Below are 26,115 nucleotides of genomic sequence, written 5' to 3'. Positions count from 1 at the left end.
TTCTCAGCCTTCACAAGGAAGGGCACCCCGAATCAGTTGAATCTGATTCAACTGATTGCGATTAGCAGCCGTTAATCGCCACTCAGCAATAATGCCAGCGGAGATCAAAGACACAACCCCCGGACGAATTCCCCAGGGCAAATCCCGGGCGTCACGTTAATCAATGCCGGTTTCGGGCAGCGAATACGGCCATGTGGACCGAGAAAGTTTAAAGCATATAACAAGCCTGCAAGTACAAATCCGGATTGTTTGATCGTTATCCGGCCGGTTGCTGAAGAAATCACCCTGCCACAAAAAGAGAGGCAGGCCGAAGCCTGCCTGTCATCGTTTGTCATCAGTTAAGTTTGAAAACAGCCACAGCCTGTTTAAGTAATTGCGACTGCTCTTTCAGCGAATGTGCCGCGGCAGAGGCTTCCTCAACAAGTGCGGCGTTCTGCTGGGTAACGGAATCCATTTGCGCGACAGCAATATTGATCTGCTCAATACCGCGGCTTTGCTCATTGGTGGAGAGATCAATCTCCGACATCAGTTCGGACACCTGTTTAACGGAAGCGATAATGCGCTTCATGCTTTCGCCCGCTCGCTCCACCCTTTCGCTGCCAAGCTGAACCTGAGTACCGGACTGCTCAATCAACTCCTTAATCTCTTTCGCAGCAACCGACGAGCGCTGTGCCAGATTACGGACTTCGCTGGCGACAACGGCAAAACCGCGCCCCTGCTCGCCAGCGCGGGCTGCCTCAACGGCCGCGTTAAGCGCCAGGATATTAGTCTGGAAAGCAATATCTTCAATCAGGCCGATAATTGTATCGATTTTGCCTGAGCTGCTTTCGATTTCCTTCATTGAAAGCACCGCTTCTTCAACGATGGTGTTGCCCTCTTGCGCAGAGTTGCGCATGTTGCTGGCAAGTTGGTTAGCCTGGTGCGTGTTTTCTGAGGTGTGTTTCACCGTGGAAGTCAGTTGTTCCATACTGGCAGCCGTTTCGCCAAGGGAAGCGGCCTGCGACTCTGTTCGCGCCGAGAGATCCGTATTTCCTGCGGCAATTTCTTCGGCGGCATGAGCCACGCTTTCGCTTGAATGACGAACCTGCGCAATGATGTCCACCAGCGAAAGACGCATCTGCTCCAGCGAGCTGAGCAACGTCCCGATTTCATCTTTCGAGCGCGAGATCACCGGGCTATGCAGTTCTCCGGCAGCCATCTGCTGACAGTGAAGCCGCGCAGCGTCAAGAGGAGAAAGAACGCGCCGCCGTATCAGGATAAACATGGCGATGATAATCAGCGTAAACAGCAGAGCGAAGATAACGATAGTGACCACACTGTTGGTAAAGCGGCTCTGCGCATCATTGTTAAGGCGCTGCGCGTTTTTCTCGCGAAACGCCAGCAAATTATCCAGCGTGATTTCGAACTGACGATCGAGTACCGGAATTGTATCGCTGACCAGTTGATTAAAGCGCGCGCTGTCATTACGGTTCGCGGCATCCATCAACGGTTTCAGACCATCATTGACATAAACATGCCAGGCATTGTTATAGGGAACGGAAAACTGTTCTTCACCGGCAATATGTGAAGCCGCCTGATAGGCGTCAAAAGCAGCAGAAGCTTTCTGCATCACTTCTTGCGCTTTCTCAAGTGATGCCCGGGCTTTCTCGCTATCGCCAAGGCTGGAGTTAATCATCGCTTCCATCAGCCTGACCCGCAATGTACGGCTGTGGTTGATCGGATCGATCACGGATAACACCACGCGAATTTCTTTGTTCACGCTATCCAGTGACTGGTTGCTGCGCGTAAGTGACCAAAGGTTAGAGGTAGAACTGATAAGGAAGATACAGAGTAAGAGACTGAAAATAAGAAAAGAAAACCGTCGTAATGACATATTTTTACCCTTGTATAAGATAACGACACAACCATCGGCCCCACAAAAAGCGGTGCGGCCTGCGACAATTATCGGCACAAGAGCGTGAATATTTAGGTTAAGGCTAAGAAGATAATTACGAATAACGCTGACGCAAAACTATTGTCGTGAGCGAGGAGAAGAGATCTCTTAAGTAACGCCTTGCTGGTATTCAAAAAAGAGGCCTCACGCCAAATCCGCTCAACCTCAAGCCCGCCGGTTCCATTCCTGACTTCCCTGATTTAACGGGCGTCGCCCCTTGTCACTAAGCGCAGAAAAGGCTTATGAACACACGTTTGTTACATCCTTAGCCTCTGCTGCCCCAACGCTAAACTGTCTGCAGCCTAATATAAGCGAATCACGCCCGCGCGTCCCTTAAAGGAAATTAATTATCAGGCTGCGGGCTCAGGTTTTCAGTCAGCTGGCCGATATCATTACACGGCGTCTGGTAGCTCATCGGCATGATGTGGCAATAGATCCATGAATATCAATGCATTACAAAACTCAAAGCACGGGTTCTACCCACATGCGGTTGCGGCAGGAGAATGTACATGAATTATTTTGAGCAGATCAGCTTTGCATCAGATGAGGGCATCAAGAACCTGCTGGACAGCCGACGCAGCGCGACGCTGACCGCGGAGCAGAAACAGATCATGTTTAAGCGCCACGTGGAAATCATCAATCTGGAGCTGTCGTATAACTGCAACCGTAAGTGCGATTACTGCCCGGTGAGCTTCTCTAACCGCCAGGCGCTTCAGCGTTATATGGATACGACTACACTGGAGAAGATCTGCGCCGAACTGGCATCGATCCGCTACGAAAACCGCATCTCTCTGAACCTTTATAACGAACCGCTGCTGGATTTAGATCTGGAGCGCAAAATCACCCTCATCAAAGAGGCGCTGCCCTATAGCCACATCGCCTTTAACAGCAACGGTGATTTCCTCGATATCGAGCGTCTGAGTACGCTCTCTGACAGCGGGTTAAACAATATCTGCGTCACGCTGCATCCCTCTTCCAATGTGACACAAACCCCTGCAGCGATCCGCCGCCGGGTAACCAAACTGCTGGATAAGCTGGAGTGCGGCGATAAGTACCCGGATTTCAGCATCGACGACGTAGTTAATTCGACGTCGATTTTATTCCGTCATCGCGGCGTGCAAATCAAGATCCAGTGGCCGGACTGGCGCAAATATGGCACCAACCGCGCGGGCGTGCTGACCGAGCATGCCGCGTCGGCAACCATTCGCACCAGCCCCTGCGTCAAACCGTTTCGCGAATTCACCATCTTTTACGATGGTACAGTGCAGCCGTGCTGTGAGAGCTTTTTAGATGACAAGACCAACCTCGCACCGGCGGGCAACGTGGCGACATCATCCATCTTTGATATTTACGCGTCAAAAACCCTCAGCGGTTTCCGCCGCGGGCTGTTTGATTTTGGGCTGAAGCAAGGTATTTGCGCCTCCTGCGCGGTTGCGGATTACACGCCCCAGCAAGACGACGCCGAGCGTAAACGTATTTTGCAGTCATTGTGAATAAGCGCCTAACCGCACTCAGGTGATAATGAAAATGAACAACGTAGAACAATTTATTTTAGCGGAAGCAGATTATTTCCATCCGATGCTGGAACGCGCACAGCAGTCCACGCTGGAGCAGAGAGAAAACTGGCGTCGCGAAACCATTCGTGAGCGTCAGGAACGTATGTCATTAGAGGTCTTCGACCTGTTGCAGGGCACCGTGAAATACGGCCCGTTCAAAGGATTACATCTCGATCGCGACACCTGGTGGGGAAAACTCGATCTCGGCTCCCAGTGCCTGGGGCTGTACGAAAAAGAGATCCTGAATCTGATCGAGGCAACAGAAGCTGGCCGCTTCTCAACTTTTATCGACATTGGTGCTGCGGATGGCTACTACGCCATCGGTATGCTGGTTTCCGGCAAGATTGGCAAGACCATCTGCTTTGAGCAAACGGAAAAAGGCCGCGCCGTCATTGCGGAAAACTGGAAAAAGAACCACTCGGTCGGCGAGCTGACCATCCTCGGTGAAGCCAATGCTGCCAGTTTTGCCAGCCTGCGCGCGCAAGATCTGGATAACGCTCTGGTGCTGATCGACATCGAAGGCTTCGAGTTTGAACTGCTGACCGATGAGGTGTTAAACCTGCTGAAATCCTGCACGGTGATCATCGAGATTCACCACTGGATGGACGATTTCCTCGCCAAATACAACGCCTTTCTGCGCAACGCCGCGCACTATTTCGACATTGAAACCGTGCAACGCGTTGAACGCGAAACCAGCAATCTGCCTGAACTGCGCGACTTTACCGATGACAACCGCCTGTTGCTCACCTCTGAACGCCGCCCTGGCATGATGCGTTTTCTGAAACTGACGCCAAAAGCGCAGTAATCGCTGTAAACCGAAGCGCTACCGGCACAATGCCGATGGCGCTTCGTGTATCTCTTACTTCCACAGCTTATGCGCAATAGCCTGCAACTGCTGGGAGATCTCCTGCAAATTGATCCCCTGCTCCTGCAACGCGCCGGTTGAATGGCGCACGATAAGTTTTGCAGGCAGCACCGACGAGCTGCGCGCCGCATCGCCATGACCGCTGTCGAGCAGACGACGCACCGCTTCTTTGCCCTGCAAATCGAGATCCAGCGAAACGGTGGTCAGCGACGGATGGAAAAACGAACTTTCATAAGTGCCGTCGTAACCCACCACCGATTTCTCGCCGGGAATGGCAATCTGATGTTGATGGAAGGCGCTCAATACGCCCAGCGCCATCTGATCGTTGCCTACCAGCACGGCGGTGAAATTCGGCGTTTCGCGCAGCATCTGTAATGCGCCAGCGTAACCGCTCTGTGCATCCCAGTTACCATGAAACACCGTTACCGGTTTCAACCCATAGCCGCTGAGCGTATCGATCCAGCTTTTCAGCCGTAGATTCGCCGACACCGACGATTCCGGCCCGGCCAGCAGCGCGATCTCGCGGTGGCCCAGTTCATACAGATGCTTAACACTGGCGCGGGTACCGTCCGCCGGGTTAAACGAAACGTTAAACACGGAACTGTACGGATCGACATCGAGAAACAAGCAGACGATGTCATCGTTGTCAGAGGCGATATGCTGGGCCTCTTCGGTTTCCAGCGGCACGTTAATGATCACTTTATCGACCAGCTGTGACTTCAGTTCATTGATGGCGGACTGGATATCTTGATTGACGTTCTCATCGATCATCGAAATCAAGACCTGGTAGCCATCAAGGTTGGCGTAGCGTTTCACCGCCGCCGCCACCTGCGAAGGGGCATGCAGCGCCAGCGAAGTGGTCACCAGGCCGATAGTCTGACTCTGCTTTCCCACTAATTGCTGCGCCAGCCGGTTCGGTACGTAACGCAATAACTCTATGGATTTCTCCACTTTTAAACGCGTGGCTTCGGATACATTGGCAGATTTGTTGAGTACCCTGGACACGGTCTGGTAGGAGACACCCGCATGGCGGGCTACGTCTTCCAGCGTTGCACTTTTAGACTTCATGGTCCGGTTCCTTATGTTGTTATGCGCCAAGTGTAACAGGGGCTTCCTAAAAAAACGCTCACCACACATTCTCCCGCTTCAATTTCGCAAAATAAGTATCACGCTCACAATACCCAACATTGTGAAGAAATTCGCTGTTGGTAACAAAAAAGGCTGATTTATTTGCAGTTAATCACACATTCGCAATCGTTAGTTTGCCTGTTTTTACATTTAGGCATTTTATGACATCGTTTATGTGAACGTAATACAAAACAATAAGAGGAATGATATGAACACTACGCTACGCACTCTCACTCTTGCGTTAGCCGCTGCGCTGACTTCACCTTCACTGCTGGCTGCGATATCTGTACCGATCGACTTTCACGGCTACCTGCGCGGCGGCGTAGGCGTGTCCGGCGATGGCGGGCAGGTTGAGTGGCAAAAGAACAAGCTGGGCCGCCTGGGTAACGAATCCGATACCTACGGCGAACTGGAACTGGGCTCGGAAGTGTATAAAAAAGACGAGGTGAGTTTTTATCTCGACAGCATGGTGAGCATGGTTTCCGACGGCTCTAACGACAACGAAACCACTATTGGCGACGACGCTCAGTTCGGCCTGCGTCAGTTGAATCTGCAAATCAAAGGGCTTATTCCCAACGATCCCAACGCCGTAATCTGGGGCGGTAAACGTTACTACCAGCGCCACGATCTGCACATTATTGATACCAAATACTGGAACATCTCCGGTTCCGGTGCCGGGATTGAAAACTACACCTTCGGCCCTGGGGCGGTCTCGGTAGCCTGGATCCGTGGCGACGCTAACGATGTTGATTACCGCGTCGATAACGATAACGACGTCAACATCAACTATATCGACGTTCGCTATGCGGGCTGGAAACCGTGGTCAGGCGCGTGGACAGAGTTCGGCATCGACTACGCTATGCCAAATCCGACCAAAAAACAGAAAGAGTACGGCGGATTATACGAAGCGGATGACGGCGTGATGGTGACCGGCGAAATCAGCCAGGATATGTTTGGCGGCTATAACAAACTGGTGCTGCAATACGCCAACAAAGGGCTGGCGCAGAACATGGTGTCGCAGGGCGGCGGCTGGTACGACATGTGGCACTATGTGAACGACGCCAGCGGTTACCGCGTGATTAACACCGGCCTGATTCCGCTTACCGAGAAGTTCTCACTGAACCACGTGCTGACCTACGGTTCAGCCAACGACATTACGGAATATACCGACAAAACCCGCCTGGTTTCACTGGTTGGCCGCGCACAGTATCAGCTCACCAATTATGTACGTCTGATTGGTGAAGTCGGCGGTTTCTACCAGAAAGACGACTATAAAAACGGCACCCACTACAAACAGAGCGGCGAAAAATACACCTTCGCTGTAGGTCTGGCGGATGGCCCGGAATTTATGTCACGGCCTGAATTGCGCGTATTCGCTTCGTATTTAAATGATTCGGAAGATGGAAAATCATTTGAAGACGGCACTAAAAATAATACGTGGAACTTTGGCGTACAGGTGGAAGCCTGGTGGTAAATAAACTTTATCCTTCACGTTATCACTTTATTGGCAGCATCTGTTTACTCCGCTCACTTATTTGAGCAGGAACAGGTTTGTCGCCACGATATAACGCGAATGATTTTGTATATTAATTTATTGCCCTCGTTATTTATCTCCAAGAACTGCCAGGCCATTGCCTGACAGAATTTATATTGACATTGCTTTTCTGTTAGTTATTTCGGGATACCCTCACGGGTATCCCTTTTTTATTTATGCGCGGGAGGAGAAATGTTCATCGAGTAATTTACGCAGCGCATCTGACTGTTTACCAAATATGGCATGCACCTGCTGACCGAGAATAATCACCCCCAACGCGCCTTCATTTTGCAACGCCTGCGAATCCACAATGGCCAGATCTTTCACCGTCACACGCAAACGGGTCAGACAGGCATCAACATTTTCAATGTTCTCCGCACCGCCAAATGCCTGCGCCAGCCGCTGGATCAGTTGCAGCTCAGCATCGCTGATGGGCGCTGCCGCGGTATTTTTCGGTTCGGAGAAGTAGTGCAGGAAGGATTTAAGACTCACCATCATCGGCTCCTGATTTTCGACAGATAAAAAAAAGCCTGCCCGAATGGGCAGGCACATTACGTCGGCTTATGCCTGGCGGCTAACAACGCGACAATCCCACGGTGTCAGCACCAGCGAGCCGCTGACGGTCGCGGCCGACAGACAATCCTGGTAGCCTGGCGGCAGCGTAATCGTCTGTTGCTGAGCGCTGAAGTTCTGGATAAAGACAAACGTGGTTTCGCCGTCGGTACGCGCGGTAGCCACCACGCCCGGCGGGAAATCCTGCTCAACGGCGCGCGGCAGCGCCAGTTCGTCAATAATGCTGGCAAAGAAATCGCGCTGGAAGGCCAGATCGTTGCGCGAAGCGACGTGCCACGCCTTACCTTTGCCGAACTGATTGACCGTTACCGCCGGGCGCCCGGCGTAGAAATCATCCCGGTAAGTGGCCAGTGGTTTGGCGCTCTCGGCATGGATCAGTTCGCACAAATGACGCGCCTGATACGGCCCCTGTAACCCGGCCTCGTTGCCCGCCAGCCCCTGCACCAGATTGCGTTCATTGTCATCCAGGCAGTCGATCTCCTCCGCCCAGATACCCACCAGTTTGCGCAGCGGACCAGGGAAGCCGCCGAGATAGCAGAGATCGCTTTCGTTCACCACACCGGTCCAGTAAGAGGTGACCAGATGCCCGCCCGCCGCGACAAACGCTTCGGCGCGTTCGGCAAAGCCCTCACGTACCATATAGAGCATGGGCGCGATCACCAGTTGATAACGGCTCAGATCCGCGTCGGCGTTAATGACATCCACCGCGATGCCCTTTTCCCAGAACGGGCGATAGTGTTCATTAACCGTTTTTTCGTACTCCATCCCCTTATTGCGCGGGCCTTCGGCATCATCCAGCGCCCAGCGGTTTTGCTGGTCGAAAATGATCGCCACGCGCGCGTCAGTGCGACAGCCCATTACCGGCGTGAGTTTTGCCAGCATCTCGCCCAGCGTACATACTTCGCGCCCGACGCGGGTATCCAGGTGGCCAACATGGTCGATTACCGCGCCATGGAACTTCTCAACCGAGCCGCGACTTTTCCGCCACTGGAAGTACTGCACCGAATCCGCGCCGTGCGCCACCGCCTGTAATGACGACAGAATATGCATTCCCGGCTTTTTCACTTTGCTGGTCGGCTGCCAGTTAGTGACGCTCGGCGTGGATTCCATCAGCACAAACGGCTTGCCGCCTTTCAACGTGCGCATCATGTCGTGATACATCGCGGTGTAGCAGGCGAGCTGCGTTTCGTCTTTGTCCCGGTGCCACATCGGATAGCTGTCCCAGGAGATAAAGTCGAGCGCTGGCGCGAGTTGCCAGTAGTCGTAATCGTAGAAATACTCCATAAAGTTGGTGGTCACCGGAAGCTGTGCATTCGCGGCTTTCAATGGCGCGATTTCATGGCGGCAGAAATCGGTGACCTGCGCGGTATTAAAGCGCCGCCAGTCGAGATTCAGACCGTGGATCGACACTTCGCCCTGCGGCGACGGCGACTGAATTTGCGACCAGTCGCTGTAAGTGTGGCTCCAGAAATCGCTCCACCAGGCGTGGTTGAGGTTTTCCAGCGTCTGGTAACGGGCTTGCAGCCAGTCGCGGAATTTTTGCTGACACAAATCGCAGTGGCATTCTCCGCCGTACTCGTTGGAAATATGCCAGCCGAGTACCGCCGGATGCTGCGCATAACGTTCAGCCAGCAGCGTATTGATTTTCAGCGTTTTTTCCCGGTAGATCGGCGATGTCATGCAGTGATTGTGCCGCCCGCCGTGCAGCGCCGGCACGCGATCGCGCCCGACGCGCAGCACTTGCGGATATTTCTGCGACATCCAGGCGGGCCGTGCGCCGCTCGGCGTAGCGAGGAAAATATGAATTCCCGCTGCATATAATTTTTCAATCACCGAATCGAGCCAGGCGAAATTAAACTCACCTTCCCGCGGCTCCAGTTTCGACCAGCTAAATATCCCGATCGACATGACATTGCAATTTGCCTGCTTCATCATGGCAATATCGTCATCAATAATACCGGGATAATTCTCCCATTGTTCCGGGTTATAGTCCGCGCCATGCAATAGCGAGACAACCTTCGGGCTTAAAGGCGCAAATTTATTCATATTAAACGTCCTGAAATTTACAACACCAGAGTTAATTAAAGACTTTCACTGAGGGCAGCACTTTCCCCTGACAATCAAACAGCGCTTGATTTTCCCGCGCGTTGCCTTCTTTCCACTTATCGTTGATATAATTCATTCCCGCCTGCGTCGCCCAGGTATTTCCCGGCACGGCAATCCAGGTTGGCTCCCAATAAAAAATACCTTTACCGCGATGGCCCTGAACATTAATCACGGACTGCATTAAATCGTGGATATAGTCATATTGCCCCTGCACGGTGCCAGGGTAGCCGCCCGCTTTCTCTTCTTTCTCCTGGAAGCTGTTTTCCGCGTTATCGCAGTTAGCCAGCGTATAGCCGTAAGCCGCTTCCACCACAATCACATCTTTGTTGTAGCGCTTGCTGATGTCGTCCATATTGGCCTGCAACGCGCTTATCGGCCCGTTCCAGTAGGTATACATCGACAGGCCAATCACATCGAACGGCACATTGCGTTTGGTGATTTCATCAAACCACCAGCGGAAGGTATCGTTTTTGGTGCCCTCCGCCAGGTGCAGCATGATCTTCACCTGTTCTCCGTTTTTCAGGTTCTCCTTCAGCCCGTCAATCGCTGAGGTGAGCAGCCCCGCCAGCCGGTCGAATTCTCCGCCGCCCTGCCCCCAGCTTTTGCCTTCCGGCCACAGTATGCCGGAGTTGATTTCATTGCCGATTTGCACCATATCCGGCAGCACGCCCTCCTGCTTAAAGCGGGCGATGGTGTCGCGGGTATAGTCGTGGATCGCCGTTTTTAGCTGCGCATAATCCATTTTTTCCCAGGCTTTCGGTTTGAACTGTTTGCCGGGATCGGTCCAGAAATCGCTGTAGTGAAAATCGAGCAGCAGCTTCATGCCCTGCGCTTTCGCCCGTTTTGCCAGCGCCAGCGTGGTCGCCAGATCGTTATCGCCGCCGCCGTAAGCCTGGCCCTGCGCGTCTTTCGGATCGACCCACAAACGCAGGCGCACATAGTTAACGCCGTTAGCTTTCAGGATGGCGAGCGCATCCTGTTGCTGATTTTTGTCGTTATAAAATTTCGCCCCGTGCTTTTCGGCATCCAACAGCGTGGAGATATCAGCCCCTTTAATAAAGTCGGCGGGCATGCCGCTGAACGGGCGCGTCTTTAACGCGTCGGCGGCAAACGTGCTGGCGGACAAACTACAGAGACAAACAGCAAGCAGAGCGGGTGTAAATCTTTTCATGTGGTTATCCTTTGGTGCTGCCGGAGGTCAGGCCGGAGACGAAGTATTTTTGTAAGGCAAGGTAGAGAATGGCCACCGGCACGGCGATCAATACCGCGCCCGCCGCATAGGTGGTGTAACTGGCACCCATTTTTTGCGCTACCAGGTTGTAGAGGCCAATCGGCAGCGTGTATTTGTCCGGGGTGCGCAAAATGGTGCTGGAGAGGATGAAATCCCCCAGCGGCCCGGTGAAGGAGAACAACGCCACTACCGCCACAATCGGCTTCGACAGCGGCATGATGATCTCGATAAAGATGCGGAAGTTGCTGGCGCCGTCCATGCGCGCAGATTCATCCAGATCGCGCGGGATGGCATCGAGGTAGCCTTTCATCAGGTAAGTGTTCATCGGGATCATCCCGGCCACGTAGATTAGCACCAGCGCCATATGGCTGTTGATCAAACCCAGCAGCTGCGACAGCACGAAGATGGCGATCAGCGCGGAAAACTGCGGGATCATCTGCAACAGCAAAAACAGCATCAGGCCATTCTGCCGCCCCTTAAAACGGAAGCGCGAAAAGGCGTAGGCGGTAAAGCTGACGCTGATTAAGGTCAGCACCATCGTCAGCAGGCTGATCTTCATTGAATTCCAGTACCAGGTCAGGTAGTTCACCTGACCGTTAAACAGATCGGCATAGTGCTGGAATGAGAGGTTCTCCGGGACGATCGAGGTGCTGAGCAGGCTGTTACCGGCGTTCAGCGACGCGCCGACCGTCCAGACCAGCGGGTAGATAATGATCAGCGATACCAGCGCGATAACCAGCCAGGAGAGCGACAGGCGGATCCACTTCTCGCGGCGGATACTTTGTGATTTAGCCATTTTTCTTCCCTTATGCCATGTCGTCGTTTTTAAAAGATTTGGTCGCGCGGAACTGCCACAACGCCAGCCCGACGACAAAAATCGACAGCAAAATGGTGATGGTCGCCGCAATCGCGTACTGCGAAGAGGACATCGTCAGTTTGTAAATCCACGACACCAGGATATCGGTGCCGCCAGCGTTCGCGCCCGCCACCGCCGGACCGCCGTTGTTAAACAGGTAGATGATGTTGAAGTTATTAAAATTGAAGGTGTACTGAGTGATGATGATCGGCGCGATTGAGTAGAGCACCAGCGGCAGCGTAATAGTGCGCAGCCGGGTCCAGGTGCTGGCGCCATCCATCTTCGCCGCTTCGTACAGATCGTCCGGAATCGCCTGCAACACCCCGGTGGTCATGGCAAAGACAAACGGGAAGCCGAGCCAGGTTTGCATCATGATCAGCGCGGTTTTCGTCCAGAACGGATCGGTCAGCCACGCTTTCGGCGCAATACCGAAGAAAGCCAGAATGGCGTTGTTAATCACGCCAAATGAGTCGTTAAACATTCCGGCGAAGACCAGAATGGTGACAAAGCCCGGCACCGCCCACGGCAAAATAAAAATGGTGCGTACCAGCGGCTTGAAGCGCAGATCTTTCTGGTTCACCAGGATCGCCAGCAGCACACCAACGGTGCATTGCAACGTGGTCGCCAGCAGCGTCCAGACCACCGTCCACTGCAACACATCGAGGAAGGTCGAACGCCAGATCGACAGGGTAAAGATATTGACGAAATTCTTTAATCCCACCCAGTCCACCAGTTTGGCGGGCGGCGTGTGATAGAGGTTGTAGTTGGTGAAAGCAATAGAGAAGCCGAACAGGATCGGGAAAATCACCACAAACACCAGCAGGATGAAGCCGGGCGTGATCATCAGATAAGGAAAACCGTCGCTGAGCAGCAGTTGATACTGCTTGCGCACGCTGTTCAGCGGCTTACCTTCGTCGCGCTTTTTGCCGTTGATCCATGCATCGCGTAGCGACAGATACCAGACCATCAGGCCAAAGGCGATGATCAGCAGGCTGATGATCCCTTCTGCCAGCAAAAAGATCGAGTTATCGCGCGGTACTTCTTCGCCGAGGGTATATAACCCCCAGATCCCCTCGCGCAAAAAATCATAAAAAATGCCGGTAAAACTGCTCAGCAGGACAAGGAAGATAAGGCCTTTTAGCCACTGGCGATGATAAAACTGACCAAAGCCTGGCACAATGGCCAGCAGCAGCCCGCACCACGCATGACGCCCTGCTTGCGTTTTGGCAAAATTCTCGCTGGGACTGATAATCACGTACGACTCCTTTTCGACAACGGGAGGTTGCCCTCCCGTTCTGCTACAACAAGCGGTTACTGGTTACTGGCCTGCATGGCTTCAACTTGCATGTGGATCTGTTTGGTCGCGGCATCGAGCGCGGCTTGCGGTTCCTGCTTGCCGGTCAGGCTCAGTTCCAGTGCGGCATTTGCCGGTCCCCAGACTTCGCCCATCTCAGGAATGCCCGGCATTGCCGTCGCGCGCGCAGCCTGTACCGCCACTGCGCTGGCCTTTTCGTCATTTTTAATGACCGGATCGTCAATCATTGCTTTCTGCGCCGGGATCTCGCGGGTGGCGATATAGCGCGTTTTCACGTACTGCGGCTGGTTGATAAATTCGATAAATTGCTGCGCCAGTTGCTTGTCTTTACTCCAGGTGGAGACGACATAGCCTTTCACGCCGAGGAAGGAACTCATCGGTTTGCCGTCCGGCAAGTTTGGCAGCGGCACCACGCCGTAATTAATGCCAGCGGCTTCATAAGGCTGGAAAGCCCACGGGCCGTTAATCACCGCCGCGGCTTTTTTCTCGGTAAACAGTGAATCGATGGCGTTCAGCCCGTTATCACCGAGGATCCCCGACGGAAACACCCCTTCGCTGTAGAATTTTTTCAGGAAGGTGACCGCTTCTACCGCGCCCGGTTTATTCAGGCCGATATCCTGCGGGTTGTAGCCGCCTTTGTCGTTTTTGCCGAACAGGTAGCCGCCCATTGGGCCGATAGCGCCCCAGCTGTAATAGATTTGGTCAAATTTCGCGAGCAGACCGTATTTGTTCTGCTCGCGCTGTTTTTTCGAGTACTCAAGCCACTCCGGCAGGCTTTGCAGCGGCTTGTCGAGCAGATCTTTGTTGTAAATCAGCACCAGCGTTTCTACCGCTTTCGGTACGCCATACAGAGTGTTATCCAGACGAAAAGCGTTGATGGAGGCCGGGGTAAAGGCGTCAACCTTTTCTTTGTCCAGATTCAGGGGGGTCAGCAGCCCTTGCACAACCGCGCCACCCAACTGATCATTGGGGATAACCAGCACATCCGGCCCGATGCCAGCCGGGCCATCAAGGCGTAATTTTTCCAGTTGCTGTGCGTAGGGCATCTCCTGCACGTTCACTTTAACGTCATACTTTTGCTCAAAATCTTTGACGGCATCCTGGATACCGACGGACTTTTTGATGTCTTCCCAGACGTTAAGCTGCTTTGTCGCCGCGTGCGCCGACAGGCTAATAAGCTGGCCGGCAGCCAGTGCAGAGAGGATCAGTGCGGTAAGTGTTCTCTTTTTCATTATCACCCTCATGTCAAGGTATAACATTTTAGTGGTTTTTATGGTGCAACATCCGATGAGACAGCTTAAAAATCACCTGATATCACTGGGCTTAAAACGCATTCACGCGCCTTATCGAATTTGTTATACGCTACGCTTGAGCGATGAATAAAACGAGAATTAACTGTCAGTTGTGTGACAGATGCAACAGAAATGGAAATTCGATATAGGGCGCGAAATCACTGGAAGTTATAGTCTGAGCATGAATTTTCGCGGTTGAGCAGACCTGTCGCCTGATTGTTATACGTAAAACAAAAACATCCGACAACGCGCTTATCGCAGCACATAACGGCTACTAATTTCGGGGAACGTTGATGTCCAATATACGACTGAGGAATGTCACCAAACGGTTTGGCGACACGGTGACGCTGAACAATGTGAATCTGTCGATTGAAGACGGCGAGTTTGCCGTATTTGTCGGCCCCTCCGGCTGCGGGAAATCGACCATGCTGCGCATGATTGCGGGACTGGAAGAGGTCAGCGAAGGGGAAGTATTGATTGGCGATGAGGTGATGAATGATGTCGCGCCCGCACATCGCGGCGTCTCGATGGTGTTCCAGTCTTATGCGCTCTATCCGCATATGACCGTGGCGGAAAATATGGGCTACGGCCTGAAAGTGAACAAAGTGCCGAAGGAGGAGATCCGCCGCCAGGTGGAGATGGTCGCCAAAACCTTACAGCTCAGCCACCTGCTGGACAGAAAACCGAAACAGCTCTCCGGCGGTCAGCGCCAGCGCGTGGCGATTGGTCGCGCTATTGTGCGTAACCCGCGTGTGTTTATGTTTGATGAACCGCTCTCCAACCTTGATGCCGAACTGCGCGTTGAGATGCGCCTGCATATTGCTCGTCTGCATCAGGAGCTGAAAACCACCATGGTGTATGTCACGCATGACCAGGTGGAAGCGATGACGCTGGCCGATAAAATCGTGGTGATGAATTACGGCAATGTCGAGCAGATGGGCTCGCCGATGGAGCTCTATTACAACCCGAAAAATAAGTTTGTCGCCGGATTTATCGGCTCACCGAAGATGAACTTCCTGCCGGCGACGGTGAAAGCGTGGCAGCCAGGCGAGCTTACCGTCACCCTTGCGCAGGGGCATCCGTTAACGCTGGCGATCACGACTTCGCGCCTTGAGCCGGGGGCTGCGGTGACGCTGGGGATCCGCCCGGAGCACCTCTCCACCGATGTCACACGCGGTACGCAGCTGGAGTTTCAGTGCGAAGTGGTAGAGCGGCTCGGCAACAATACTTATCTTTTCGGCCAGTGCTATGGCCACGACAACATTAAAATCCTGCTGCCCGGCGATGTGCATTTCCGCCCGTGGCAGAAAATCACCCTCGCCTTTGATAGCCCGCACTGCATGATTTTCAATGACCAGGATCTGCGCGTCAGCGCCGATATTCCGGTGCCGGACGTCGATTAAGGTCTATCGCCGGATAGCGGCTAACGCCTTATCCGGCCTATGGGATCTCATCACCTGCAATATCAATTCCCCCAGCCCAACCCTTTTGCCGCCTGCACAATGCTGCCCGTTGAGTGGGTGAGAACTCTCCGTCGGAGGATTTTCACTGCCCGAGGATAAGTGCTTCCCGATTCTGATGGTTTCTCATATCAATCAGCCTGACTACCATTAATCACACACCCACTCCCATCCCTTACTTAACGGAGCACATATGAAAGCAATCGCCATTACCCGCGCTGCGCAGGGTAACAGTAACCTGGATTTCCTCAGTGATATTGAGCTGCCGCAACCGCAGGCCAGCGGCCACGATCTGCTGGTCGAAGTGAAAGCCGTATCCGTCAACCCGGTTGATACCAAAGTTCGTGCCGGATTTAATGCCGATACCCCGCGCGTACTGGGCTGGGACGCCGTTGGCGTGGTCAAAGCTGTTGGTCAAGCAGTAACGCTGTTTCAGCCAGGTGATGAAGTGTGGTATGCGGGCGCGTTGACCCGTCCGGGCAGCAACAGCGAATATCAACTGGTCGATGAGCGCATTGTGGCGCACAAACCGAAAACGCTGGATAACGCCCAGGCAGCGGCGCTGCCGCTGACCGCCATCACCGCATGGGAAATGCTGTTTGACCGGCTTGGCATCAACGAGAATGGCAACGAAGGCGACGTGTTGCTGATCGTTGGCGCGGCGGGCGGCGTAGGTTCCATCATGACGCAGCTGGCGCGTAAACTGACCCGCCTGACGGTTATCGGCACCGCATCGCGCCCTGCCAGCCAGCAGTGGGTGAAAGAACTGGGTGCGCATCATGTGATTGATCACAGCAAACCGCTGACCGAAGAGCTGGCGCGAATTGGTATTGCGCAGGTGACGCACGTCGCCAGCCTGAACAATACCCAGGAGCACTATCAGCAGCTGATTAATGCGCTGCAACCGCAGGGTAAGCTGGCACTGATTGACGATCCGGAAAGCCTGGATGCGTTGCCGCTGAAGGTGAAAAGCATCTCTCTGCACTGGGAATTTATGTTTACCCGTTCGATGTTCACCACCCGCGATATTATCGAGCAACACAATCTGCTCACCCGCGTGGCGCAGTTGATTGATCAGGGCGTGCTGAAAACCACGCTCGGCGAGCACTTCGGCACCATTAATGCCGCGAATTTACGTAAAGCGCATGCACTGCTGGAAAGCCAGCGCGCCATCGGCAAGATTGTGCTGGAAGGGTTTGCTGGCTGATCGGCCAGCCAGGACTATTCCCAAACGTTACAAGCGGATAGCGAAAATCGCTCTCCGCCTGTACAGCTATGACCTGGGTTTGCTTACACTTTTTACCAAAGCGTTATTTTTTCCCGGTTGCTCAGCACCGCATTAACGGCAATGATGGCGTGCTACATAAGCAACTGCGTGAAATGTAAAAAGAACAACCTGGAGAAACAATGAGTAAAACGAAAATGATGCTTCTGGGTGCGCTGTTGGTCACCGCCTCCTCGGCGTTTGCGGCTCCGCAGACGGCCACACCGGGGGCGACCGGCACGCAATCGTATGAAATTAAGGACTTTGTTGCCGACTTTACTAAATTTAATATCGGCGATACCGTACCAGAAATGTACCGTAGCGAAGAGTACAACATCAAACAGTGGCAGTTGCGTAACCTGCCTGCACCAGAAGCCGGTAGCCACTGGACCTACATGGGCGGCAACTACGTGCTGATCACCGACGCTGAAGGCAAAATTCTCAAAGCCTATAACGGCGACATTTTCTACCATCGTTAAGGGAGCGCCTGTGATTATCCGCCGCTGGCAGGAGAGTGACAGGCCGTTTCTGCGTACGCTGTTTTTACACGCCCGCAGAGCTGGCTGGAGCTGGCTCGATGGGCGTGACTGGCAACTGGAAGACTTTGATGCCGCCACCCTCGATGAAGTGATTTGGGTCGCTGAAGAGGAGGGTCACCGGCTCGGTTTCGCCTCGGTGTACGAAAACGACAACTTCCTGCATAACTTGTTTGTTGACCCGGCCTTTCAGGGCAAAGGGGTCGGCAGCGCACTTCTCAAACATGTACAGACCACGTTTACCGGCACCGGTGCGCTGAAATGCTTGCTGCAGAATAAGGCCGCGCTGGCGTTTTATGAGCGCCACGGCTGGCGGCCAGAAGCGCAGGGCGTGTCACCGGAAGGGGATTACGTGCTGATGCACTATGTGAAACAGTAAAATTGGTGAAGCAGTAAAATTGCAGGCCGGAATGCGGGATTACCCCATCCGGCCTGTTCTCTTCGAATCTGCGACGTCGCCATCTTCAGATCCGCATCGCCACCATGCGGGTTTTACACCGCGCGGAAAGCGATATCGCCAGGAATAACTTCGCCCTGCCAGTAAAGCTGCGCGGCAACGCGATCCGCAAGATTGCGGTAGATAGCCGTGAATTCACTGTCCGGGCGGCTGACCACCGTCGGTGTGCCCTTATCCAGATCTTCACGCAGTGTAATGTGCAGCGGTAACTGACCAAGCAGTTGGGTGTGATACTGTTCCGCCAGCTTCTCTGCGCCGCCGGTGCCGAAAATCGGCTCGTGGTGACCGCAGTTGCTGCAAATGTGCATGCTCATGTTCTCGACGATCCCCAGAACCGGCACTTCCACTTTCTCAAACATCACGATGCCTTTTTTGGCGTCGATCAGCGCAATGTCCTGCGGCGTGGTAACCACCACTGCGCCGGTAACCGGAATGTTCTGCGCCAGCGTTAACTGGATATCCCCGGTGCCTGGCGGCATATCCAGCACCAGATAATCAAGATCCGGCCACATCGATTCCTGCAACAGCTGCAGCAACGCTTTGCTGGCCATCGGGCCGCGCCACACCATGGCGTTATCGTCGGTGACCAGATAACCGATGGAGTTGGTCGCCAGGCCATGCGCCATGATCGGCGCCATATGCGTTCCGTCCGGCGAGGTTGGGCGCTCATGTTCTGCGCCCAGCATCAGCGGAATAGACGGGCCGTAGATGTCCGCATCCAGAATACCGACTTTTGCCCCTTCCGCCGCCAGCGCCAGCGCCAGGTTTACCGCCGTGGAGGACTTCCCTACCCCGCCTTTGCCGGAGCTGACCGCAATGATATTTTTCACGCCGTTGACGCCAGGCTGATTCTTCACGCGTTTCAGGGTGGCGATGTTGTGCGACAGCTTCCAGTCGATGGCGCGCGCTTCGGTAATGCGCAGCAGCTCCGCGCTGCACTGCGCTTTTAACTCTTCAAACGCGGTACGCCAGACGAACGGCATCACCAGTTCGATATGCAGGGTGCCATCCAGCCACGCAACATGGTGCACGGCTTTTAACGCCGTGAGGTTATGCTTCAGGGTTGGGTGCTGAAAATTGGCCAATGTTCCCGAAACTATGGCGCGCAAAGCTTCCGGGGATTTGGCCGGGGATTGCGAACTCATCCCGACTCCTTTGTAGTTGTTCTGAAGAAACGACATTGTAGCGGCCAAGTTTACCGCACAGGTAATAATTATCCATTTACGGATTCATGCCGTTAACACATAGCGTAATTATTGCGCATATTGGCGCATGTGGTTTAAAACGCTCCTGATAGCGTCGTTCAATTATTCCCATATCTGCATATATGGTTTAAAACGGCCTCGATCGCGTAGCGCGCTAATTCCCCTTTTGGTACTATCGATACCCCTTTTTCTCAAGAAGATGTAATGCCTACTATGACTCAAGTCGCGAAGAAAATTCTGGTAACGTGCGCACTACCGTACGCCAACGGCTCTATCCACCTCGGCCATATGCTGGAGCACATCCAGGCTGATGTCTGGGTCCGTTACCAGCGAATGCGCGGCCATGAGGTGAACTTCATTTGCGCGGACGATGCCCACGGCACGCCGATCATGCTGAAAGCGCAGCAGCTGGGGATCACCCCGGAGCAGATGATCACCGAAATGAGTCAGGAACATCAGACTGATTTTGCTGGCTTTAACATCAGCTACGACAACTACCACTCCACGCACAGCGACGAGAACCGCGAGCTGTCGGAGCTTATTTACACGCGCCTGAAAGAGAACGGTTTTATTAAGAACCGCACTATCTCTCAGCTCTACGATCCGGAAAAAGGCATGTTCCTGCCGGACCGTTTTGTGAAAGGCACCTGCCCGAAATGTAAATCGCCGGATCAGTACGGCGATAACTGCGAAGTGTGCGGCGCGACCTACAGCCCGACCGAACTGATCGAGCCGAAATCAGTGGTATCCGGCGCGACGCCGGTAATGCGTGATTCCGAACACTTCTTCTTCGATCTGCCTTCCTTCAGCGAAATGTTGCAGGCATGGACCCGCAGCGGCGCGCTGCAGGAGCAGGTGGCCAACAAAATGCAGGAGTGGTTCGAATCCGGGCTGCAACAGTGGGATATCTCCCGCGATGCGCCGTACTTCGGCTTCGAAATCCCGGGCGCGCCGGGCAAATATTTCTATGTCTGGCTGGATGCGCCGATCGGCTACATGGGCTCGTTCAAAAACCTGTGCGACAAACGCGGCGATACCACCAGCTTCGACGCATACTGGAAGAAAGATTCCGACGCCGAGCTGTATCACTTTATCGGTAAAGATATCGTCTACTTCCACAGCCTGTTCTGGCCTGCGATGCTGGAAGGCAGCAATTTCCGTAAGCCGACCAACCTGTTTGTTCACGGTTATGTGACGGTGAACGGCGCGAAGATGTCCAAATCGCGTGGCACCTTCATTAAAGCCAGCACCTGGCTGAACCATTTTGATGCCGACAGCCTGCGCTACTACTACGCGGCGAAGCTCTCTTCGCGCATTGATGATATCGACCTTAACCTGGAAGACTTTATCCAGCGCGTGAACGCCGATATCGTCAACAAAGTGGTGAATCTGGCCTCCCGTAACGCGGGCTTTATCGCCAAACGCTTTGACGGCGTGCTGGCGGCAAAGCTGGCGGATCCGGCGCTGTACCAGACCTTTATCGACGCGGCAGCCAGCATTGGTGAAGCGTGGGAAAACCGCGAATTCAGCAAAGCGGTACGCGAAATCATGGCACTGGCCGATGTGGCTAACCGCTATGTTGATGAGCAGGCGCCGTGGGTGGTGGCAAAACAGGAAGGCCGCGATACCGATCTGCAGGCCATCTGCTCAATGGGCATCAATCTGTTCCGCGTTCTGCTGACATACCTGAAACCGGTTCTGCCATCGCTCTCTGAGCGCGCGGAAGCGTTCCTCAACACCACGCTGGAGTGGGGTGCCATTAACCAGCCGCTGCTCGGCCATAAAGTGAATACCTTCAAAGCGTTGTACAACCGCATTGAGATGAAACAGGTCGAAGCGCTGGTTGAAGCGTCGAAAGAAGAAGTGAAAGCGGCTGCCGCACCGGTGACCGGCGAACTGGCCGACAATCCGATTCAGGAAACCATCAGCTTTGATGATTTCGCCAAAGTCGATCTGCGCGTGGCGCTGATTGAGAACGCGGAATTCGTTGAGGGCTCTGACAAGCTGCTGCGCCTGACGCTGGATCTGGACGGCGAGAAACGCAATGTCTTCTCCGGCATTCGTTCTGCCTACCCGGACCCGAGCGCGCTGATTGGCCGCCTGACGGTGATGGTGGCAAACCTTGCGCCGCGTAAAATGCGCTTCGGCATCTCCGAAGGGATGGTGATGGCCGCAGGCCCTGGCGGCAAGGACATCTTCCTGCTCAGCCCGGACAGCGGTGCGAAAGCAGGCCAACAGGTCAAATAACAATAAAGGCGCTGATATCAGCGCCTTTTTTCTATACTGATACCAGTTTATGGAAACAGGGGAATCACCGTGAATATCCGTCATCTTTTTGCCGCCCTTTTCGCCTTTACCCTGCTCTTCAGCCTGAGCGGCTGCGGGGAGAAAGAGCAGAGTAAAACCTTTAGCTGGTCGGCACCAGGAACCGAACTGACGCTGACCTATTACTACAAAGACGACAAAGTGCTGCGCCAGACGGCGAAAAATAAGATCGACTACAGCGCCATTGGCGCGAGCAACAAAGAGGAAGCGATGAAAGTCCTCGGGCCGATCAGCCAGAAATACCAGAGCGTCAAAGGGATCAAAGAGAGCGTTGATTACCAGCAAACCTATGCGCAGGAGACGCTGGATGTAGATTACAGCGCGGTGAATTTCGCCGATCTGAACGCATTACAGGGCACGGCGTTTACCGGCACGGTGCAGGATGGTATCAGTATGCAGAAGTCGGAAGCGCTGTTGAAAGCGAAGGGCTTTAAAGAGGTTCAGTAATTCGTCATCTTGCCCGGTGGCGCTACGCTTACCGGGCCAGTGAAGGTCGTAAGCCGGATAACGCAACGCCGCCATCGGGCAGTTTTTCACAACGCTCAGGCGACATAGCCTGATGGCGCTTCGCTTATCAGGCCTGTGCTTTCGGCTTTTGCACCTTGCTGGCTAAGCCACGCAGGAAATAGCGCAGAAACTGGTCGCCGCACTCGCGGAAGTTTTTATGTTCCGGCGCGCGCATCATGGCGGTGATTTCCGGCATCGACACACGGAACTGCTGCGCGGTGAGGATCGCCAGAATATCGTCGGTCTTTAACGAAAAGGCGATACGCAATTTTTTCAGCACAATGTTGTTATTCAGTTTGCGCTCGACCACCAGCGGCGGCGCGCTGTCATCTTTGCCGCGTTTTTCGTAAATCAGCCCATTGAGAAAAGCGGATAACACAATATCCGGACACGGCTTATACCCTGCCTCATCCTCTTTACGCAGCCACGGAGCAATCTGTTCGGCGGTGACCACCGTATCCGCCAGTGCAAGAATGCGCACCAGCGCGTTATTGTCCACTTGCAGTGTGTAACGCAGGCTGCGCAGGATATCGTTATTAAGCATCTCTTTCCCCAAAATGATAAACCAGCGCGCAGTGTAGGCATCGCACAGGAATTTACAACCCCAGCGCCTCTTTTAAATTCTTCAGATAGCGGCGGCTGACCGGCACCGTCAGCCCGTCACGCAGCAATAGCTCCGCCTGGCCGTTATCTTCAAGGCGAATCTCTTTCAGGTGCGCCATATTCACCAGATACTGACGATGGCAGCGAACCAGCGGCGTGCGGCTCTCCAGCGTACGCAACGTCAGCTCAGTAAAGCCCTCTTTGCCCTCCTGGCTGATGACATAAACGCCGCTCATCCGGCTGCTGACAAACGCCACCTCATCCATCTGCAACAGCCAGATACGGCTGTGCCCGGTACAGGGAATAAATTTCAGCGCTTCCTGATTCTCCGGCAGCACCGACACATCCTGCACACCGCGCTCCTGGCGCAGGCGCGTCAACGTTTTCTCCAGACGACGTGCCTCAATAGGTTTAAGCAGGTAGTCGAACGCATGTTCCTCAAACGCCTGCACCGCATACTCATCAAAAGCGGTAAGAAACACCACATAAGGGCGATTGCCGGGATCAAGCATGCCGACCATCTCAAGCCCGCTGATGCGCGGCATCTGAATATCAAGAAACAGCACGTCGGGGTGCAGCTTGTGCACCGCGCCAATCGCTTCCACGGCGTTGCCGCACTCGCCAACAATCTCGATGTCGCACTCTTCCTGAAGCAGAATACGCAGGTTTTCCCGGGCCAGCGGTTCATCATCAACAATCAGCACTTTTAACATGCCTGTTCCTCCAGCGGGAGTCTTAAGGTAATGCGGGTAAACAGATCCGGTTCGCAGGCAATGCTGATACCGCAGTCGTTACCGAAGCGGGCGCGCAACCGCTTATCCACCAGGCTCATCCCCAGCCCGCTGGCATCGTTTTTCGGTTGATACAGACCCGCATTATCCTCAACCGCCAGCACCAGATGTTCCCCGTCCTGGCTGGCGTTGATGGAAATCTCGCCGACGCCGAGCAGCTGCGATGTACCATGCTTGATGGCATTTTCGACAATCGGTTGCAGCGTAAATGCCGGCAACTGCAAATGCGACAGCGCCTCCGGCACGTGTAACTGCACATGCAACCGCGACTGGAAGCGCGCTTTTTCGATTTGCAGGTAGGCATTCACATGTTCAATTTCATCCGCCAGCGTAACGATCTCTGACGGACGCTTTAAGTTTTTGCGAAAGAAGGTCGAGAGGTATTGCACCAGCAACCCGGCCTGGTCGCTGTCGCGGCGGATCACCGCTTTCAACGTATTCAGCGCATTGAACAGGAAATGTGGGTTCACCTGCGCATGCAGGAGTTTAATTTCCGACTGAGTCAGCAGCGCCTTCTGCCGTTCGTACTGCCCGGCGAGAATTTGCGCCGACAGCAGTTGCGCGATCCCTTCGCCCAGCGTGCGGTTGATGGAGCTGAACAGGCGGTTTTTCGCCTCGTATAACTTAATGGTGCCCACCACGCGCTGGTTTTCGCCGCGTAGCGGAATAACTAATGTCGAACCTAATTTGCACTGCGGATGCAACGAGCAGCGATACGGCACTTCGTTACCGTCAGCGTACACCACTTCGCCGGTTTCGATGGCGCGCTGCGTCCAGACCGAAGAGATCGGCCGTCCCGGTAAGTGGTGATCGTCGCCAATGCCGGTAAACGCCAGCAGCTTGTCGCGATCGGTAATGGCCACAGCACCAATCTCCAGCTCTTTATAGAGCACCTGCGCCACCTTCATGCTGTTTTCTTCGTTAAAACCCTGGCGCAAAATCCCTTCGGTGGAGGCGGCCACTTTCAGCGCGGTGGCGGAAAACGCCGAGGTGTACTTCTCGAACATGGCGCGTTTATCGAGCAGGATACGCATAAACAGCGCGGCGCCGACGGTATTGGTGACCATCATCGGCGCGGCAATGCTCTGCACCAGATGCAGGGCGCTGTCGAACGGCCGGGCAATCAGCAGAATAATCAGCATCTGCGTCAGCTCCGCCACACAGGTGATTGCCCCGGCGGTGAGCGGGCTAAAGACCCGATCGGTACGCCCGCGCTTAATCAACGCACTGTGAACCAGGCCGCCAAGCAGCCCTTCGACAATGGTGGAGATCATACAGCTCAGCGCCGTCATGCCGCCCATCGAGTAACGGTGCAGGCCGCCGGTTAATCCGACCAGACCGCCCACCAGCGGGCCGCCGAGCAGGCCGCCCATTACCGCGCCAATCGCCCGGGTATTCGCAATAGAGTCTTCGATGTGCAGCCCGAAATAAGTGCCAAGAATGCAGAAAATAGAGAAGGTGACATAGCACAATAATTTATGCGGCAGACGGACGGTAACCTGCATTAGCGGGATAAACAGGCGCGTCTTACTCATCAACCAGGCGATAACCAGAAACACGCACATCTGTTGTAGCAGCAACAGCACCAGATTGAATTCGTACATACCGGCAAATACCACATCAACTAAAGCGCGTAACATACATGGAGTCGCCGTACGTTTCTTTGAAGCGCTGCAAAAAAACGCTAAATCGTGCTCTGTATCACAAAGTCTTGCCAGATGATTCACCTTTCACCTGCCGTCCGGGCAATTTTTCACCAATTTCTCTTCATACGACCGCCAGAGGCTACAGTTAAAGTGGGAGCCAGTAAGCAAAGGTGAAACTATGGCGCTTTACACAATTGGTGAAGTGGCGTTGTTATGCGATGTCAATCCCGTCACGCTGCGAGCCTGGCAGCGACGTTACGGGTTATTGAAACCTCAACGCACGGATGGCGGCCATCGACTCTTTACCGAATCGGACATTGATCGCATTCGGGAAATTAAAAGCTGGATAAGTAATGGCGTTCAGGTCAGCAAAGTGCAGACCCTGCTTTCCAGCGAACCAGACGAGGTTCGCGACGGCTGGCGGGAGCAGCAAGAGACCGCGCTGCGCTACCTGCAACAGGGCAATCAGCAGCAGTTGCACCAGTGGATCAAAGAGCACGAACGCGACTACCCGGCCAGTACGCTGACCAGCAATTTGATCATGCCTTTACGCCACCGCCTGCAAAACCCGCAGCCCGCTCTGCAAGCGATGCTCAGCCTGCTCGATGGCATATTGATTACTCATATTTCCGGCTCTCTGGCGCTGGCGCGCAAAAAGAGCGGCCAGGACGCGCTGGTGATCGGCTGGAATATTCACGACACCCCCCGTTTATGGCTGGAAGGCTGGATAGCAAGCCAGCAAGGATGGCGGGTAGATGTGCTGGCACATTCGTTAACCCATCTGCGCCCGGAGATGTTCGACGGCCAGACGCTGCTGGTGTGGTGCGGAGAAAGCCCGACAACAGCGCAACTGCATCAGTTGCTGACATGGCAGGAAAACGGCCACCGCGTTGCGCTTCTCGGTATTTAATGTTTTATCAACAACCCGGCTC

At 54.1% G+C, this 26,115-nt stretch carries 22 protein-coding genes; 10 read left to right on the top strand and 12 right to left on the bottom strand.

Features of this window, described 5'->3' with window-relative positions; translation table 11 throughout:
• Positions 1-334: 334 nt before the first annotated feature.
• On the bottom strand, positions 335-1,873 hold the full coding sequence (locus DK872_RS08680) for a methyl-accepting chemotaxis protein (protein ID WP_007371225.1): 1,539 nt from the start codon (positions 1,871-1,873) through the stop codon (positions 335-337).
• A 569-nt stretch (positions 1,874-2,442) separates the two neighbouring features.
• Here DK872_RS08680 and DK872_RS08675 point away from each other — a divergent pair.
• Both DK872_RS08675 and DK872_RS08670 read left to right on the top strand, forming a co-directional pair.
• Entirely contained in the window at positions 2,443-3,426 is a 984-nt protein-coding gene (locus DK872_RS08675) for a radical SAM/SPASM domain-containing protein (protein ID WP_161518236.1), read from the top strand.
• Between the two features lie 34 nt (positions 3,427-3,460).
• Positions 3,461-4,294 carry an FkbM family methyltransferase gene (locus DK872_RS08670; protein WP_107146741.1) on the top strand — a complete coding sequence of 278 codons (834 nt, stop codon included), beginning with the start codon at positions 3,461-3,463 and terminating at the stop codon, positions 4,292-4,294.
• Between the two features lie 54 nt (positions 4,295-4,348).
• Here DK872_RS08670 and DK872_RS08665 read toward each other — a convergent pair whose 3' ends face one another.
• Positions 4,349-5,422 (bottom strand): LacI family DNA-binding transcriptional regulator, encoded by a 1,074-nt coding sequence (locus tag DK872_RS08665; protein ID WP_144135103.1) that lies wholly within the window; start codon positions 5,420-5,422, stop codon positions 4,349-4,351.
• A gap of 268 nt (positions 5,423-5,690) precedes the next feature.
• Between DK872_RS08665 and DK872_RS08660 the strand changes: the two genes are divergently transcribed.
• A complete protein-coding gene (locus tag DK872_RS08660; protein WP_161518234.1) occupies positions 5,691-6,956 on the top strand; it encodes a maltoporin in 1,266 nt (421 codons plus the stop codon).
• A 234-nt stretch (positions 6,957-7,190) separates the two neighbouring features.
• Here DK872_RS08660 and DK872_RS08655 read toward each other — a convergent pair whose 3' ends face one another.
• The 6 genes from DK872_RS08655 to DK872_RS08630 form a co-directional block, all read right to left on the bottom strand.
• Positions 7,191-7,511 carry a glucose PTS transporter subunit EIIB gene (locus DK872_RS08655; protein ID WP_007371220.1) on the bottom strand — a complete coding sequence of 107 codons (321 nt, stop codon included), beginning with the start codon at positions 7,509-7,511 and terminating at the stop codon, positions 7,191-7,193.
• 66 nt (positions 7,512-7,577) lie between these two features.
• Positions 7,578-9,635 carry a beta-galactosidase gene (locus tag DK872_RS08650; protein WP_161518232.1) on the bottom strand — a complete coding sequence of 686 codons (2,058 nt, stop codon included), beginning with the start codon at positions 9,633-9,635 and terminating at the stop codon, positions 7,578-7,580.
• A 31-nt stretch (positions 9,636-9,666) separates the two neighbouring features.
• Entirely contained in the window at positions 9,667-10,866 is a 1,200-nt protein-coding gene (locus DK872_RS08645; protein WP_035888880.1) for an arabinogalactan endo-beta-1,4-galactanase, read from the bottom strand.
• A gap of 4 nt (positions 10,867-10,870) precedes the next feature.
• The gene (locus DK872_RS08640; protein WP_079517655.1) at positions 10,871-11,722 is read right to left on the bottom strand and encodes a sugar ABC transporter permease; all 852 of its coding nucleotides are present in this window, start codon (positions 11,720-11,722) and stop codon (positions 10,871-10,873) included.
• Positions 11,723-11,732: 10 nt separating this feature from the next.
• On the bottom strand, positions 11,733-13,037 hold the full coding sequence (locus tag DK872_RS08635; RefSeq protein ID WP_007371216.1) for a carbohydrate ABC transporter permease: 1,305 nt from the start codon (positions 13,035-13,037) through the stop codon (positions 11,733-11,735).
• A gap of 56 nt (positions 13,038-13,093) precedes the next feature.
• Positions 13,094-14,329, bottom strand: a complete 1,236-nt coding sequence (locus DK872_RS08630; protein ID WP_007371215.1) for an extracellular solute-binding protein — start codon at positions 14,327-14,329, stop codon at positions 13,094-13,096.
• Between the two features lie 353 nt (positions 14,330-14,682).
• Between DK872_RS08630 and DK872_RS08625 the strand changes: the two genes are divergently transcribed.
• The 4 genes from DK872_RS08625 to DK872_RS08610 all read left to right on the top strand — a co-directional run bounded on the left by DK872_RS08625 (position 14,683) and on the right by DK872_RS08610 (position 18,028).
• Complete coding sequence (locus DK872_RS08625; RefSeq protein ID WP_035888878.1) at positions 14,683-15,792, top strand: ABC transporter ATP-binding protein; 1,110 nt, start codon at positions 14,683-14,685, stop codon at positions 15,790-15,792.
• A gap of 250 nt (positions 15,793-16,042) precedes the next feature.
• Complete coding sequence (locus tag DK872_RS08620) at positions 16,043-17,056, top strand: zinc-binding alcohol dehydrogenase family protein (RefSeq protein WP_161518231.1); 1,014 nt, start codon at positions 16,043-16,045, stop codon at positions 17,054-17,056.
• Positions 17,057-17,256: 200 nt separating this feature from the next.
• Positions 17,257-17,592, top strand: a complete 336-nt coding sequence (locus DK872_RS08615; RefSeq protein ID WP_035888875.1) for an RcnB family protein — start codon at positions 17,257-17,259, stop codon at positions 17,590-17,592.
• Between the two features lie 10 nt (positions 17,593-17,602).
• Positions 17,603-18,028, top strand: a complete 426-nt coding sequence (locus DK872_RS08610; RefSeq protein WP_007371210.1) for a GNAT family N-acetyltransferase — start codon at positions 17,603-17,605, stop codon at positions 18,026-18,028.
• Between the two features lie 113 nt (positions 18,029-18,141).
• Here DK872_RS08610 and apbC read toward each other — a convergent pair whose 3' ends face one another.
• Positions 18,142-19,251: an iron-sulfur cluster carrier protein ApbC gene (apbC, locus tag DK872_RS08605; protein ID WP_007371209.1), complete on the bottom strand. Its 1,110-nt coding sequence runs from the start codon at positions 19,249-19,251 to the stop codon at positions 18,142-18,144.
• Positions 19,252-19,524: 273 nt separating this feature from the next.
• Between apbC and metG the strand changes: the two genes are divergently transcribed.
• Complete coding sequence (gene metG, locus DK872_RS08600) at positions 19,525-21,558, top strand: methionine--tRNA ligase (RefSeq protein WP_161518291.1); 2,034 nt, start codon at positions 19,525-19,527, stop codon at positions 21,556-21,558.
• Positions 21,559-21,627: 69 nt separating this feature from the next.
• Positions 21,628-22,083, top strand: a complete 456-nt coding sequence (locus DK872_RS08595; RefSeq protein WP_007371207.1) for a YehR family lipoprotein — start codon at positions 21,628-21,630, stop codon at positions 22,081-22,083.
• A 127-nt stretch (positions 22,084-22,210) separates the two neighbouring features.
• Here DK872_RS08595 and DK872_RS08590 read toward each other — a convergent pair whose 3' ends face one another.
• Genes DK872_RS08590 through DK872_RS08580 form a run of 3 tightly spaced genes read right to left on the bottom strand, consistent with a single transcriptional unit; the run spans position 22,211 to position 25,141 of the window.
• The gene (locus DK872_RS08590) at positions 22,211-22,687 is read right to left on the bottom strand and encodes a DUF1456 family protein (protein ID WP_007371206.1); all 477 of its coding nucleotides are present in this window, start codon (positions 22,685-22,687) and stop codon (positions 22,211-22,213) included.
• A 52-nt stretch (positions 22,688-22,739) separates the two neighbouring features.
• Positions 22,740-23,459, bottom strand: a complete 720-nt coding sequence (btsR, locus tag DK872_RS08585; RefSeq protein WP_161518230.1) for a two-component system response regulator BtsR — start codon at positions 23,457-23,459, stop codon at positions 22,740-22,742.
• Positions 23,453-25,141, bottom strand: coding sequence for a sensor histidine kinase (locus DK872_RS08580; protein WP_007371204.1), 1,689 nt, complete (start codon positions 25,139-25,141; stop codon positions 23,453-23,455). Before DK872_RS08580 ends, btsR begins: the two co-directional genes overlap by 7 nt.
• 220 nt (positions 25,142-25,361) lie before the next feature.
• Between DK872_RS08580 and mlrA the strand changes: the two genes are divergently transcribed.
• The gene (gene mlrA, locus DK872_RS08575) at positions 25,362-26,093 is read left to right on the top strand and encodes an HTH-type transcriptional regulator MlrA (RefSeq protein ID WP_035888870.1); all 732 of its coding nucleotides are present in this window, start codon (positions 25,362-25,364) and stop codon (positions 26,091-26,093) included.
• Positions 26,094-26,115 lie beyond the last annotated feature (22 nt).

It is taken from the genome of Kosakonia sp. MH5 (assembly GCF_009935945.1).
GTDB lineage: Bacteria > Pseudomonadota > Gammaproteobacteria > Enterobacterales > Enterobacteriaceae > Kosakonia > Kosakonia radicincitans.
This window is presented reverse-complemented; position numbering and strand designations above follow the sequence as displayed.